The sequence below is a fragment of the Limnobacter sp. genome, from assembly GCF_036405155.1.
Classification (GTDB): domain Bacteria; phylum Pseudomonadota; class Gammaproteobacteria; order Burkholderiales; family Burkholderiaceae_B; genus Limnobacter.
Genome location: NZ_DASWYD010000006.1, coordinates 706419 through 720469, shown reverse-complemented (window position 1 = coordinate 720469; position 14051 = coordinate 706419). Strand labels below are relative to the sequence as shown.

Here is a 14051-nt window from a genome sequence, read left to right as displayed (position 1 = left end):
TTACATATTGGGGTAATTGGGACCGCCGCCACCTTCGGGCGTAATCCACACAATGTTCTGTGTGGGGTCTTTGATGTCACAGGTTTTGCAATGCACGCAGTTCTGTGCATTGATCTGCAACTGGTCTGCACCGTCTTCTTTTTTCACGTATTCATACACACCGGCTGGACAGTAGCGCTGCTCGGGGCCTGCATACTTGCTCAAGTTCACTGCCACAGGCACACCCGCATCTTTCAAGGTCAGGTGGGCTGGCTGGTTTTCCTCGTGGTTGGTGTTTGAAATAAACACCGAGCTCAGTCGGTCAAACGTGATCTTGCCATCCGGTTTTGGATAGTTGATGGGTTCAAATTCCGCCGCAGGCCGCAGGCATTCATGGTCTGCATGTTTGTGGTGAAGTGTCCAGGGCACCTTGCCCTTGAACAGCTTCTGCTCAATGCCCACCATCATGGTGCCGGTGTACAGGCCTTTGCTCATCCACTGTTTGAAGTTGCGGGCACGGTACAGTTCGTCGAACAGCCAAGAATCGTGGAAGGCCTTGGGGTAGGCGTCCAGTTCGTCGGCTGCGCGGTCGTTGGCCAGGGCGTCGGCAATGGCCTCTGCGCACAGCATGCCGCTCTTGATGGCTGCGTGGCTGCCCTTGATGCGGGAAGCATTCAGGAAGCCAGCGTCACAACCCACCAGTGCACCACCAGGGAACACCAGTTTGGGCAGGCTCATCAGGCCGCCAGCAGCAATGGCGCGGGCGCCATAGGCCAGGCGTTTTCCGCCTTCAAAATATTTGCGGATGGCAGGGTGTGTTTTGTAGCGCTGAAATTCTTCAAACGGCGAGAGATAAGGGTTTTCGTAGGCCAGACCAACGACAAATCCCACCGCCACCTGGTTGTTTTCCAAGTGGTACAGAAATGAACCGCCATAGGTGTTGGCGTCCAGCGGCCAGCCACCGGAGTGAATCACCAAGCCCGGCTTGTGCAGGGCTGGATCAATTTCCCACAGTTCTTTCAAACCAATGCCGTACACCTGCGGGTCGCGGCCTTCGTTCAGGTTGAATTTTTCGATCACGCGTTTGCCCAAGTGTCCGCGCACGCCTTCAGCAAACACGGTGTACTTGGCGTGCAGTTCCATCCCAGGCTGGTAGGCGTGGGTGGGTTGGCCATCTTTGCCAATGCCCATGTCACCGGTTTGAACGCCTTTAACAGCGCCTTTCTCGTCGTATAACACTTCAGCGCCGGCAAAGCCTGGGAACACTTCCACGCCCAAGGCTTCCGCCTGTTCACCCAGCCAACGCACCACGTTGGCCAAGCTGATGACATAGTTGCCATGGTTCTGGAAGCACTCGGGGAGCAGGGCGTTGGGAACCTTCTTGGCCGATTTTTCCGTCAGGAACAGAAACTGATCCTCGGTCACTGCGGTGTTCAAGGGGGCTCCGCGTTCTTTCCAGTCCGGGAAGAGCTCAGTGATGGCTCGTGGGTCCATCACAGCGCCCGACAGGATGTGTGCGCCCACTTCGGAGCCTTTTTCCAGCACACACACGTTGATCTCCTGCCCTTTTTCGGCAGCGATCTGCTTCAGGCGAATGGCCGTGGACAGGCCGGCAGGGCCGCCTCCAACCACCACCACATCGTATTCCATCATGTCTCGTTCAACAGCCGACATAACGAGCGTCTCCTTCAAGTCGTTTTTCAGGGTTGACAGTTCTGCGTCAGAAAACGCGGAAACCCCGATATCAATTGGATTTCAAGCCGTAAGGATAGAGGAATCTCACTCAAAAGGGTTGATAACCGTCTCTAGTGTCGGCAAGAAAGTTTGATGCGTTGCAGCATCATTTTTGTATAATCATACGCGGTAGACTTTCGGCTAAAAATGACAATTTCAAATCAGAAGGACATTGAGATGGGGATGAATAAACTGGTGGGTAGCGCCACCTTGGCGTTGGCCGACAAAATCAAGGACGGCATGACACTGGCCGTGGGCGGCTTTGGTCTGTGTGGTATTCCGGAAGCGTTGATTGACGCTGTTCGTGAGTCTGGTGCCAAGGACTTGACCGTGATTTCGAACAATGCGGGCGTGGACGGCTTTGGCCTGGGCAAGCTGCTGGAAACGCGGCAGGTCCGCAAAATGATCTCTTCCTATGTGGGCGAGAACAAAGAATTTGAGCGCCAGTACCTGGCTGGTGAGCTTGAGCTGGAATTCACGCCACAGGGCACCCTGGCTGAAAAACTGCGGGCGGGTGGGGCTGGTATTCCGGCTTTTTTCACCAAAACTGGTTTTGGAACCGTGATCGCCGAAGGCAAGGAAACACGCGTGATCAATGGTGAACACTATGTGCTTGAGCACAGCCTGACCGCGGACATTTCCTTGGTGAAGGCTTGGAAAGCCGACACATCCGGCAACCTGATTTACCGCTTGACCGCCCGCAACTTCAATCCGGAATGCGCCGCAGCCTCCAAATTCACGGTGGCTGAAGTGGAGGAGGTGGTGGACGTGGGCGCACTGGACCCCAATTTCATCCACACCCCGGGCATTTATGTGCAGCGTTTGGTGCTGAATGCGCACCCTGAAAAACGCATCGAAAAACGCACCGTGTCGGGCACAACAGCTTAAGGGGAAGACGATGGGATGGAATCACGACGAAATGGCCGCATTGGCGGCCCGCGAACTGCAGGACGGCTTTTATGTGAACCTGGGCATTGGCTTGCCCACCCTGGTGAGCAACCACATTCCAGCAGGCATGAATGTGATGCTGCAGAGTGAAAACGGTTTGTTGGGCATTGGCCCGTTTCCAACCGATGACCAGGTGGATGCAGACCTCATCAACGCGGGCAAGCAGACTGTCACAACCTTGCCAGGCTCCGCGTTTTTTTCAAGTTCCGAGTCATTTGCCATGATTCGCGGCGGGCACATCAATTTGGCCATTTTGGGGGCCATGCAAGTGAGCGAGCAGGGTGATTTGGCCAACTGGATGATTCCGGGCAAGCTGGTGAAGGGCATGGGCGGCGCCATGGACCTGGTGGCTGGCGTGTCGCGCGTGATTGTGTTGATGGAACATTTGGCCCGCAAAAAAGACGGCTCCACAGACTTGAAAATCCTGAAGGAATGCAATTTGCCATTGACCGGCAAGCGGGTTGTCAACCGCATCATTTCCGACCTGGCTGTGATGGATGTGACAACGGATGGTCTGAAGGTGCTGGAGATGGCGCCCGGCGTGACTCGAGAGGAACTTCAAGAAAAAACCGGCTGTGAACTGAAGTTTGGTTGATTGGTCAACATGGAACAAAGCGCGCTCAGGTTATAATCGCGCTTTCCAACTGTGCTCCGGTTGCCGTGTGGCTGGCCGAGCGCCGCTTTGAACCATGACCAAATACGTATTCGTCACTGGCGGGGTTGTCTCGTCACTTGGCAAAGGCATTGCAGCCGCATCACTTGCCGCCATCCTCGAAAGCCGTGGCCTGAAGGTCACCATGTTGAAGCTGGATCCCTACATCAACGTGGACCCGGGCACCATGAGCCCCTTCCAACATGGCGAAGTGTTTGTGACCGAAGACGGTGCTGAAACCGACTTGGATTTGGGTCACTACGAGCGCTTCATCTCGGCGAAGATGAAGAAGGCCAACAACTTCACCACCGGTCAGATTTACGAATCGGTGCTGCGCAAAGAGCGTCGAGGCGAGTACCTCGGCAAAACTGTGCAGGTTATTCCGCACATCACCAACGAAATTCAAGCTTTTGTCGAACGCGGTGCAAAAGCCGCCTGGGATGGTCATACCGATGTGGCCATTGTGGAAATTGGCGGCACGGTGGGCGACATTGAGTCCTTGCCCTTTCTGGAAGCTGCCCGCCAGATGAGCCTGCGTTTGGGCCGCAACAGCGCCTGCTTTGTGCATTTGACGCTGGTGCCGTTTATTGCCTCGGCTGGCGAACTGAAAACCAAGCCCACCCAGCACAGTGTTCAAAAATTGCGGGAAATCGGTATTTTCCCAGACGCTTTGTTGTGCCGTGCCGACCGTCCAATTCCCGACGACGAACGCGCCAAGATTTCCATGTTCTCGAACGTGCCTCTGGAAGCCGTGATTTCCGTGTGGGACGCCGACACCATTTACAAAATTCCAGCCATGCTGGAAGCCCAGAAGCTGGACCAGATTGTGCTCGAAAAGCTGGGCATTGATGCCAAGCCAGCCGACCTGTCCAAATGGGCCGACATTGTGTATGCGCAGGAAAACCCGACGCAAAGCATCAACATCGGCATGGTGGGCAAGTATGTGGACCTGACCGAGTCGTACAAGTCGCTGATCGAAGCACTGAATCACGCAGGCCTTCACACCCGCACCCGCGTCAACATCAACTACATCGATTCCGAAGACATCGAGTCCAAAGGCACCGATGGTTTGAAAAAGCTGGATGCCGTGCTGGTTCCCGGTGGCTTTGGCAAGCGGGGCACCGAGGGCAAAATTGCCGCCATTCAGTTTGCGCGCGAAAACAAAGTACCTTACCTGGGCATTTGCTTGGGCATGCAGTTGGCGGTGATTGAATTTGCACGCCATGTGGCTGGTTTGCCCAAGGCCAACTCCACCGAGTTTGATCAACAGGCCGAAACGCCCGTGGTGGCTTTGATCACCGAGTGGATGGACAAAAGCGGCAAGGTTGAAACCCGCACAGAAACCTCCGACCTGGGCGGCACCATGCGCCTGGGCTCACAGCGCTGCCCCATTACACCGGGTACCTTGGCCGAGTCCATTTACGGTCCCGAGGTGAATGAGCGCCACCGCCACCGTTACGAAGTGAATAATAACTATGTGCCACAGCTGGAATCAGCGGGGTTGCGCATCTCCGCCAGAACGCCGACAGAGAACCTGCCGGAGATCATGGAGCTGCCCGACCACCCCTGGTTTATCGGGGTTCAGTTTCACCCCGAGTTCACCAGTACACCGCGTGACAGCCATCCGCTGTTCATGGCGTACGTGAAGGCAGCGCTGGCGCACAAGCAGTCCAAGGGCATGTAAAGTAGGCAGAGAACAATAAAAACCCCAATCAACACACTGCTGGAGAATCCAAGATGAAGCTGTGCAATTTTGAAGTCGGGTTGGACCAACCGTTTTTCCTGATTGCCGGGCCTTGCGTGATTGAAAGCGAGCAAATGGCCATGGACACTGCGGGCCAGCTCCAGGAAATCTGTTCCAGCCTGGGAGTCCCGTTCATTTACAAAAGCTCCTACGACAAAGCCAACCGCAGCTCAGGAAAAAGTTTCCGGGGCTTGGGCATGGACAAAGGCCTGGCCATTCTGCAACACGTCAAGAAAACACTGAACGTGCCTGTGCTGACCGATGTACACGCGATAGAAGAAATTAGGCCTGTCGCTGAGGTGGTGGACGTACTGCAGACCCCGGCATTTCTGTGCCGCCAAACGGATTTCATTGAGGCCGTGGCGTCAGTGAAGCGCCCCGTGAACATCAAGAAAGGCCAGTTTTTGGCGCCTGGCGACATGGTGAACGTCGTTGAAAAGGCCCGAGCAGCCAGCATTGCCAGTGGCGATGATGGCAACAACATCATGGTGTGCGAGCGGGGCGTGAGCTTCGGTTACAACAACCTGGTTTCCGACATGCGTAGCTTGGCCATCATGCGCAACACCGGTTGCCCAGTGGTGTTCGACGCCACGCACAGTGTGCAGTTGCCAGGCGGGCAGGGCACCGCTTCCGGCGGTCAGCGTGAGTTTGTGCCCGTGCTGGCCCGTGCCGCAGTGGCTGTGGGTGTGGCGGGTTTGTTTATGGAAACCCACCCGGACCCTGCCAAAGCCATGTCCGACGGACCGAACGCCTGGCCATTGCCGCGCATGAAAGCGCTGCTGCAAACCTTGCAGGCACTGGACCGACTGGTGAAAGCCCAGCCCCTGGCTGAACAAGATTTGATGAAATCCTGAACAGAATCTGAACCATCCGAGAGGAAATTATGAGTGCAATCGTTGATGTGATTGGTCGCGAAGTGATTGATTCACGCGGCAATCCCACTGTGGAATGTGACGTGCTGCTGGAAAGCGGTGCCATGGGCCGTGCGGCTGTGCCGTCGGGTGCTTCCACCGGTACCCGTGAAGCCGTTGAACTGCGCGATGGTGACAAGTCTCGCTACTTGGGCAAAGGCGTATTGAAGGCGGTTGAAAACATCAACACCGAAATTTCCGAAGCCATTCTGGGCCTGGATGCTCAGGAACAAGTGTTCCTGGACCAAAACCTGATCGACCTGGACGGCACCGAGAACAAAAGCCGTTTGGGCGCCAACGCCACGCTGGCTGTGTCCATGGCGGTGGCCCGTGCGGCTGCTGAAGAAACAGGTTTGCCCCTGTACCGCTACTTTGGCGGCATGGGCGGCATGAGCCTGCCCGTTCCCATGATGAACGTGATCAACGGCGGTGCGCACGCCAATAACAACCTGGACCTTCAAGAGTTCATGATTCTGCCGGTGGGCGCGCCTTCGTTCCGTGAAGCCATTCGCTACGGTGCGGAAGTGTTCCATGCGCTGAAGAAAATCATTCACGACAAGGGCATGTCCACTGCGGTGGGTGACGAGGGTGGTTTCGCGCCTTCTGTGGCCAACCACGAGGCAGCCATTCAACTGATTTTGCAGGCCATTGAGCAGGCTGGTTTTGAACCCGGCACTCAAATTGCGCTAGGCCTGGACTGTGCCGCCTCCGAGTTTTTCAAAGATGGCAAATACCACCTGCATGGCGAAGGCATGACCCTGAGCAGCCAGGAGTTTGCCCACATGCTCGAAGGCTGGTGCAACAAGTACCCCATCATTTCCATCGAAGACGCCATGGCTGAAAACGATTGGGATGGTTGGGCTTACCTGTCCAAAACCCTGGGCCGCAAGGTGCAATTGGTAGGCGACGATTTGTTTGTGACCAACACCAAGATTTTGTCAGAAGGCATCGAGAAGAAAATTGCCAACTCCATTCTGATCAAGATCAACCAGATTGGTACCCTGACTGAAACCTTTGCTGCCATCGAAATGGCCAAGCGTGCACGGTACACTGCAGTGATTTCTCACCGCTCCGGCGAGACTGAAGACAGCACCATTGCCGACATTGCTGTGGGTACCAATGCCATGCAAATCAAAACTGGCTCCATGAGCCGTTCGGACCGCATCGCCAAGTACAACCAGTTGCTGCGCATTGAAGAAGACCTCGGCGACATCGCTTACTACCCCGGCCGCGCCGCCTTCTACAATCTGGACTAAATCCCAGTTTGACCGGGCCCTGCGAAAGCAGGGCCTCTTTGCATGAATCGTCGATTTATTTCGTTCACCCTGCTGGCTTTGCTGGCCCTGTTGCAGTACCCCTTGTGGTTCGGTAAAGGGGGGCTGATGCGTGTCCATGAACTGGAGCAGCAGCTGGCGCAGCAACGCAAGGTCAATGAGACATTGCGTTTGCGCAATCAGCAGTTGGAGGGGGATGTGCGCAGCTTGCGCGATGGTGTTGAAGCGGTGGAAGAGCGGGCCCGCAACGACTTTGGCATGGTCAAGCCGGGTGAAACATTTATTCAGCTCATTGACCCGAAGCCCGGCGTAACCACCTCAGTGCCCAGCATTCCGGGTGCCAAACAAGCGCCCAAGGGCAACAAACCCGACAGCCCACCCTTGGACGACTGACTGGTCGATTGACCGTCCTTAATGCAGTGTTGGTTTGTTCTCGTCGCCGCTTTCGTCGTTCTTGAACAGCGCTAGGCAGGCAGCCTGATCAAAGCTGTAGTTCTTGCCGCAGAAGTCGCATTGCACTTCCAGTGTCGGGTTTTCTGTCAAAGCATCCCTCACCTCAGCTTCGCCCAGTGTGACCAACATGGACTGCACTTTTTCTGCCGAGCAGCTACATTCAAAGTGCGGGTGCCGGTCTGCCAGCACGGCAGGGTTTTCTTCCCAGAACAGGCGGGTTGCCAGGTCATCCACGGCCGTGGACAAATGTTCATCGGCCTGTAGGGTGTTGGCCAGGGCGACCAAACGAGGCCAACCATCCGGGTCGAACTGGGCTTCCACAGACTTCCCGCCGGTGGTTGGCATTTGCTGCAGCATCAAACCGCTGGCTCTTTGGGCGTCGGCATTCAGCACCAAGCGGGTTTCCAGTTGTTCAGAGCTGTGCATGTACGCTTCCAGTGCATCGGACACGCTGCTGCCCACCAACGGCACCACACCTTGGTAAGGCGACTGGCCTGGCAAGCGGTTGCGAGGGTCCAGCACAATCACGCAGATGCCTTTCCCCTGCTGGTTGACCAAGTCTGCAAAGGTGGCCTTGCGGTCGATCTCGGTTCCCTCCGCAATTTTAACGGTGGCCCGTAGGCCCAAACGGCTATTGCACTCGGCCACCACCAGTTTCACCGGTCCATCGCCCTGAATTTGTAAAATCAGTGACCCTTCAAATTTGAGTGATGCAGACAGCACCGCACTGGCGGCCACCAGTTGCCCCAACATTTCCAGCACTGCGGATGGGTAGTGGTGGTTTGCTGCAATGGCTGTCCAGCTGTCGTTCAGGCTCACCAATTGAGCCCGGGCACTGGCGGTTTCAAATACAAGGGTACGAAGGGTATCGGTCATGACGTGTCAGTCAGGGAGACGTTCCAGGGTGTTTTTAAAGACTTTGGCTTTTTCAATGTAAAACTGCGCGCCAATCAGGCGGGCTACATCGTCGTCGCTCAAGGTGCGAACAATTTTTCCAGGCGAACCCACCACCAGTGAGCGATCCGGGATTTCCTTGCCCTCGGTGATCAGTGCGCCGGCGCCGATGATACAGTGTTTTCCAATTTTTGCGCCGTTGAGCACCACCGCACGAATGCCAATCAGGCTGCCGTCTCCCACGGTGCACCCATGCAGACAGGCTTGGTGCCCTACGGTGACCAGTTTGCCCACGTTCAATGGGAAACCGATGTCGGTGTGTAACACAGCGCCTTCTTGCACGTTGCTGCCTGCCTGAATGTGAATCAGCTCGTTGTCACCACGAAGTGCAGCAAAGTCCCACACCGAGGTGTTTTCATCCAGTTGAACTTTGCCGATGAGGCTGGACATCTCGGCCACATAGGCGCTGGGGTGAACGATGGGTGCAACGCCATCCACTGAATATTTTGCCATGCGTACAGACCTGCGAATGTTGAGGGGATGAACTAAAATACCACGAGAGATGTTGCCGCCCAATTGCCATGAACCCCGATGCATTGCCTGAAATTCGCGCCCAAGCTGCCAGGGCACTGTCCTGCGTCAACCCGCTGGACAAAGTGAGTGCCGTCCAGGCACTGCGGCAGGATTGGCCCGTCGATACGCATGCTGTGCTGGTGCCCCAAGTGGGGCGACCTGCAAAACCAGCGCTGGTACACCCCCGGCAGGTGCCCACCCGGGGTGTGGGGGATGTAACCGGGCGTGGCATGTTGTTGCATGCCTTGGCCCACATTGAATTCAATGCCATTAACCTGGCTTTGGACATCATGGTGCGGTTTGCCGGTCAGCCTGCCGAGTTTTATCGTGACTGGTTGCAGGTGGCCCGCGAGGAGGCCTACCACCACACCCTGTTATGCAAACGCATGGCCGATTATGGCGTGGCCTATGGCGATTACCCGGCCCACGATGGTTTGTGGCAAATGGCGGAGAAGACTTCAGACAGTTTGATGGCCCGACTGGCCCTGGTGCCCCGCTTGCTGGAAGCACGGGGGCTGGATGTGTCGCCCGCGATTCGGGACAAGCTGATATCGGTGGGCGACACAGACAGCGCCGAAGTGCTAAACATCATTCTCCAGGATGAAATTGGTCATGTGGCCATCGGTAACCGATGGTTCAACGCGCAGTGTCAACTTCAGGGCGTTGAGCCCGTGGCGGCCTTTGAACAACTGCTGGCCCAATACGGTGCCCCGATTCCGCGGTCGCCGTTCAATTACCCAGCCCGCCGGGATGCAGGGTTTAGCGAATTGGAATTGGCCTGGTTGCACCAAATTGAACTGGCTCAGCATTGAGGGTGTAAGATCAAGCCATGAACGAAGCCATTGCATCAACCCCGCTTGAAGTAGCCACCCAAACCCTGCAGCGATCTGCCTGGGCTGACCCGCATCGCATCAATGCCGATTTGCATTGCCACTCGGTGGTGTCGGACGGCACACTGACCCCGGAGGAATTGGCAGCGCGGGCCGCGGCCAATGGCGTACAACTGTGGTCGCTGACCGACCATGATGAGGTGGGTGGCTTGGCGCGGGCCAAAGCTGCGGCACAGGCCCATGGTTTGGTGTTCATCCCCGGTGTCGAGGTGTCCGTTACCTGGGCCGGTGAAACCCTGCACATTGTGGGGTTGAACGTGGAGTTTGAAGGGTCTGCTCTCGAGCACGGCTTGACCAGTGTGCGGGATGGTCGCACCGAGCGCGCCCGTGAAATGAGTCGCTTGCTCGCAAAGGTCGGTATTGAAGGGGCCTATGAAGGTGCGTTGAAGTATGTGGGCAACCCGGCACTGATCAGTCGAACCCACTTTGCCCGCCATTTGGTGGAAACCGGTGTCTGCACTGAGGTGCGGGAGGTCTTTGAGCGCTTTCTGACCCCCGGCAAGCCCGGCTATGTCCCCCATGAATGGGCCACACTATCCGATGCCGTTCGATGGATTCTGGAGTCCAATGGACAGGCGGTGATTGCACACCCGGGCCGCTACCGGCTTAGCCCCTTGCAAATGGATGTCTTGATTGAGCAATTCATCGGGCTGGGTGGCACAGGCATCGAGGTGGTCACTGGCAGCCACACGGTGGATGAATACAAATACTTTGCGGCCAAATCCGTGCGATGCGGACTCAAGGCCTCTCGCGGATCGGATTTTCACGGGCCCACCGAGTCGCGCGTAAATCTGGGCGAATTGCCGCCCCTGCCCGATGGCTGCGTACCAATCTGGGATAATTGGGCGCATCTGGTTTCATGACAAGGTGTGGTTCTTTTGGCGCAGTTTTTCAACGTTCACCCCGACAACCCACAACCCCGCACTTGCAAACAGGCGGCTGACCTCATCAACGGCGGTGCCATTGCTGCCATTCCCACGGACAGTTGTTATGCGCTGGTGTGCCAACTGGATGACAAAAATGCGGTTGAGCGTTTGCGACGGCTGAAAGGCATTTCTGAAAAGCAGCACCTGGCCTTGTTGTGCAAGGACTTGAGCGACCTGGGCAGTTATGCCAAGGTGAACAACGTTCAATACCGTTTGTTGAAGTCCATCTACCCTGGGCCCTACACCTTCATACTGGAAGCCACCAAAGAGGTGCCCAAACGGGTGTCTCACCCCTCCAAAAAGTCCATCGGCTTGCGGGTGCCCAATCACGCGGTGGTCCAGGCCTTGCTCGAGCACACCAACGGGCCACTGATTGCGACCACAGCACAACTGCCCGGCATGGAAGAACCCTGTCGCAGTGGTTGGGAAGTGGAAGAGGCGATGGGGCACGACCTTGATCTGATTGTGGATGATGGCGAGTACTGCGGTGCGTTGCCCACCACCGTGATTGACTGGACCAGCGATGAGCCTGTGGTGGTGCGCCAGGGGGCAGGGCCACTGACAGGCCCGCTGGAGCCCATCCAGATTGACGAACAAGAGGCCTTGTAAACATGGACGGTTCCATCATTCAAACCATTGCGGTGTATGCATTGCCGGTGTTGTTTGCCATCACGCTGCACGAGGCGGCGCATGGCTACGTGGCCCGCATGTACGGTGACAACACAGCCTTGTGGGCAGGGCGAATTACCCTGAACCCCTTGAAACACATCGACCCCATGGGCACCGTGGCGTTGCCGATTTTAATCCTGATCACTTCCAGCCTGATGGGGGCTGGGCCCATGCTGTTTGGCTGGGCCAAGCCGGTGCCTGTCAATTTTGGCAAATTGAAAAACCCCAAGCGCGACATTCGCTACGTGGCTTTTGCAGGTCCCGGTGCCAATTTTGTGATGGCCTTGCTGTGGGCTTTACTCTTGAAAGGCTTGGTGGTGCTCAACATGCCCGAGCCTTTTTTTGTGGAAATGGCCCGAGCAGGCATCATGGTCAACCTGGTGTTGGCGGCGCTTAACCTGCTGCCCATCTTGCCGCTGGATGGTGGTCGCATCCTGTTCAGCTTCCTGCCCAGTTCTGCAGCCTACAGTTTCAGCCGTACCGAGCCGTATGGCATGATCATCCTCATCGCACTCCTGATGCTCAACGTCCTGCCGGTGTTTATTCAGCCGGTGGTTCACGCGGGTGTGGGTGTCCTTTCTTTTTTGTTGAATCTTTAAACCATGTTTGCTGAACGCGTACTGTCGGGCATGCGCCCAACCGGCTTGCTTCACCTGGGCCATTACCACGGTGTGTTGAAAAACTGGGTGAAACTGCAAAACGAGTTTCCCTGTCTGTTTTTCGTGGCCGACTGGCATGCACTGACCACCCACTACGAAACCCCCGAAATCATCGAGGCCAATGTGTGGGACATGGTGATTGACTGGCTGGCTGGGGGTGTAGACCCTTCACAAGCCACGTTGTTCATCCAGAGCAAGGTGCCTGAGCATGCGGAGTTGCACTTGTTGCTGTCCATGTCCACCCCGCTGGGCTGGCTGGAGCGTGTACCCACCTACAAGGACCAGCAGGAAAAGCTGTCTGAGAAAGACTTGGCCACTTATGGTTTTCTGGGTTATCCGCTGCTGCAGTCCGCAGATATTTTGATTTACCGCGCCACCCAGGTGCCTGTGGGTGAAGACCAGGTACCGCACATCGAGTTGACACGTGAAATTGCACGGCGCTTCAACCACTTGTACGGTCGTGAGCCCGGCTTTGAAGCCAAAGCGCTGGAAGCCGCCAAAAAGTTGGGCAACAAGCGCATGAAGCTGGTGCTGGATTTGCGCAACCGGTTTCAGGAGCAGGGCGAAGAGGCTGCGTTGGAACAGGCCCGGGCCATGCTGGGTGAAACCCAAAACCTGAGCGTTGCAGACCGCGAGCGGCTGTTTGGCTACCTGGAAGGTGCCCGCAAACTGATTTTGACCGAGCCACGTGCCATGTTGACCGAAGCCTCGAAAATGCCCGGGCTGGATGGTCAGAAAATGTCCAAGAGCTATCAAAACACCTTGTCGCTGCGCGAGACGCCGGAAAACATCAGCCTGAAAATTCGAAAAATGCCCACCGACCCCCAGCGGGTGCGTCGCACCGACCCAGGTGACCCTGAAAAGTGCCCGGTGTGGCAACTGCATGAGGTCTACTCCGACGAGAAGCAAAAAGCCTGGGTGCAACAGGGCTGCAAATCGGCCGGCATTGGCTGCCTGGAATGCAAGGAGCCCGTGATTGACGCCGTGACCCGTGAACTGGCTCCCATGCGCGAGCGGGCAGCCATGTACAGCGAAGACCCCACCTTGGTGAAGAACATCATTGCCGACGGTTGCGAGCGAGCCCGCCAAATTGCCCAGGAAACCATGCGGGATGTACGCCAGTCCATGGGACTGAGTTACACCTGATTGACAGATTAGCGCCTCGACTTGCCATGAACCATTTGGGAATGAACGCACCGTCTGCTTGGGTGGTGTCTGCAGTGCAGGCCGTGTGGGGCGCCCACCGGCCCTGTCGGGGCCTCAAGGCGCTCGACTTGGCCTGCGGTGGCGGGCGTCATGCGGTGTACCTTGCCCAGCAAGGGTTTGAGGTGCACGCGGTGGATCGCCAAATGCCCGACACGTCGGCTTGGCCTTCACAGGTTCAGTTTGAACAACTCGACCTGGAGCAGCCCACCTGGCCCTTGCCCAAAGCCGATTACGATTTGGTGGTGGTGACCAATTACTTGTACCGACCGCATTTTGATGCGCTGTTGGCCAGTTTGAAGCCTGACGGCGGCGTATTGGTTTACGAAACATTCATGCAGGGCAATGCGCGCTTCGGTTCGCCCAAGAACCCGGATTTTCTCTTGGAACCTGGCGAGCTGTTGCAGCGTCTATCGTCTGCGCACATCATGCGTTTTGAACAGGGACTGCGAACTGAACCCGGTCCAGCCATGATTCAACGGCTGGTCGCCATCACGGGTCCGTGGTCTGGGATACAATCTGAAACGCATACATTCACTTGA

Annotated in this window: 15 protein-coding genes; 12 read left to right on the top strand and 3 right to left on the bottom strand. The window is 56.5% G+C overall.

What is annotated here, in order from left to right:
- A complete protein-coding gene (locus VGE55_RS09705) occupies window positions 1-1653 on the bottom strand; it encodes an electron transfer flavoprotein-ubiquinone oxidoreductase (protein ID WP_331131488.1) in 1653 nt (550 codons plus the stop codon).
- A gap of 243 nt (window positions 1654-1896) precedes the next feature.
- Between VGE55_RS09705 and VGE55_RS09700 the strand changes: the two genes are divergently transcribed.
- The 6 genes from VGE55_RS09700 (at window position 1897) to ftsB (ending at window position 7635) form a co-directional block, all read left to right on the top strand.
- Window positions 1897-2601 (top strand): CoA transferase subunit A, encoded by a 705-nt coding sequence (locus tag VGE55_RS09700; protein ID WP_331131487.1) that lies wholly within the window; start codon window positions 1897-1899, stop codon window positions 2599-2601.
- A gap of 10 nt (window positions 2602-2611) precedes the next feature.
- Window positions 2612-3256, top strand: a complete 645-nt coding sequence (locus VGE55_RS09695) for a 3-oxoacid CoA-transferase subunit B (RefSeq protein WP_331131486.1) — start codon at window positions 2612-2614, stop codon at window positions 3254-3256.
- A 94-nt stretch (window positions 3257-3350) separates the two neighbouring features.
- Complete coding sequence (locus VGE55_RS09690; RefSeq protein ID WP_331131485.1) at window positions 3351-4997, top strand: CTP synthase; 1647 nt, start codon at window positions 3351-3353, stop codon at window positions 4995-4997.
- A gap of 53 nt (window positions 4998-5050) precedes the next feature.
- Window positions 5051-5911, top strand: coding sequence for a 3-deoxy-8-phosphooctulonate synthase (gene kdsA, locus VGE55_RS09685; RefSeq protein WP_331131484.1), 861 nt, complete (start codon window positions 5051-5053; stop codon window positions 5909-5911).
- 29 nt (window positions 5912-5940) lie between these two features.
- A complete protein-coding gene (gene eno, locus VGE55_RS09680; RefSeq protein WP_331131483.1) occupies window positions 5941-7224 on the top strand; it encodes a phosphopyruvate hydratase in 1284 nt (427 codons plus the stop codon).
- Window positions 7225-7266: 42 nt separating this feature from the next.
- A complete protein-coding gene (gene ftsB / locus VGE55_RS09675) occupies window positions 7267-7635 on the top strand; it encodes a cell division protein FtsB (RefSeq protein WP_331131482.1) in 369 nt (122 codons plus the stop codon).
- An 18-nt stretch (window positions 7636-7653) separates the two neighbouring features.
- Here the strand turns inward: ftsB and VGE55_RS09670 are convergent, their stop codons facing one another.
- Together VGE55_RS09670 and VGE55_RS09665 are read right to left on the bottom strand one after the other, a co-directional pair.
- A complete protein-coding gene (locus VGE55_RS09670) occupies window positions 7654-8571 on the bottom strand; it encodes an Hsp33 family molecular chaperone HslO (RefSeq protein WP_331131481.1) in 918 nt (305 codons plus the stop codon).
- Window positions 8572-8577: 6 nt separating this feature from the next.
- The gene (locus tag VGE55_RS09665) at window positions 8578-9102 is read right to left on the bottom strand and encodes a gamma carbonic anhydrase family protein (protein WP_331131480.1); all 525 of its coding nucleotides are present in this window, start codon (window positions 9100-9102) and stop codon (window positions 8578-8580) included.
- Window positions 9103-9170: 68 nt separating this feature from the next.
- Here VGE55_RS09665 and VGE55_RS09660 point away from each other — a divergent pair, with 68 nt between their 5' ends.
- Genes VGE55_RS09660 through VGE55_RS09635 form a run of 6 tightly spaced genes read left to right on the top strand, consistent with a single transcriptional unit; the run spans window position 9171 to window position 14051 of the window.
- Window positions 9171-9974, top strand: coding sequence for a ferritin-like domain-containing protein (locus tag VGE55_RS09660; protein ID WP_331131479.1), 804 nt, complete (start codon window positions 9171-9173; stop codon window positions 9972-9974).
- 17 nt (window positions 9975-9991) lie between these two features.
- Window positions 9992-10915 carry a 3',5'-nucleoside bisphosphate phosphatase gene (locus tag VGE55_RS09655; protein WP_331131478.1) on the top strand — a complete coding sequence of 308 codons (924 nt, stop codon included), beginning with the start codon at window positions 9992-9994 and terminating at the stop codon, window positions 10913-10915.
- 15 nt (window positions 10916-10930) lie between these two features.
- Entirely contained in the window at window positions 10931-11587 is a 657-nt protein-coding gene (locus VGE55_RS09650) for an L-threonylcarbamoyladenylate synthase (RefSeq protein WP_331131477.1), read from the top strand.
- Between the two features lie 2 nt (window positions 11588-11589).
- Window positions 11590-12246 carry a site-2 protease family protein gene (locus VGE55_RS09645; protein WP_331131476.1) on the top strand — a complete coding sequence of 219 codons (657 nt, stop codon included), beginning with the start codon at window positions 11590-11592 and terminating at the stop codon, window positions 12244-12246.
- A gap of 3 nt (window positions 12247-12249) precedes the next feature.
- On the top strand, window positions 12250-13452 hold the full coding sequence (locus VGE55_RS09640; RefSeq protein ID WP_331131475.1) for a tryptophan--tRNA ligase: 1203 nt from the start codon (window positions 12250-12252) through the stop codon (window positions 13450-13452).
- 26 nt (window positions 13453-13478) lie between these two features.
- Window positions 13479-14051, top strand: a complete 573-nt coding sequence (locus VGE55_RS09635; protein WP_331131474.1) for a class I SAM-dependent methyltransferase — start codon at window positions 13479-13481, stop codon at window positions 14049-14051.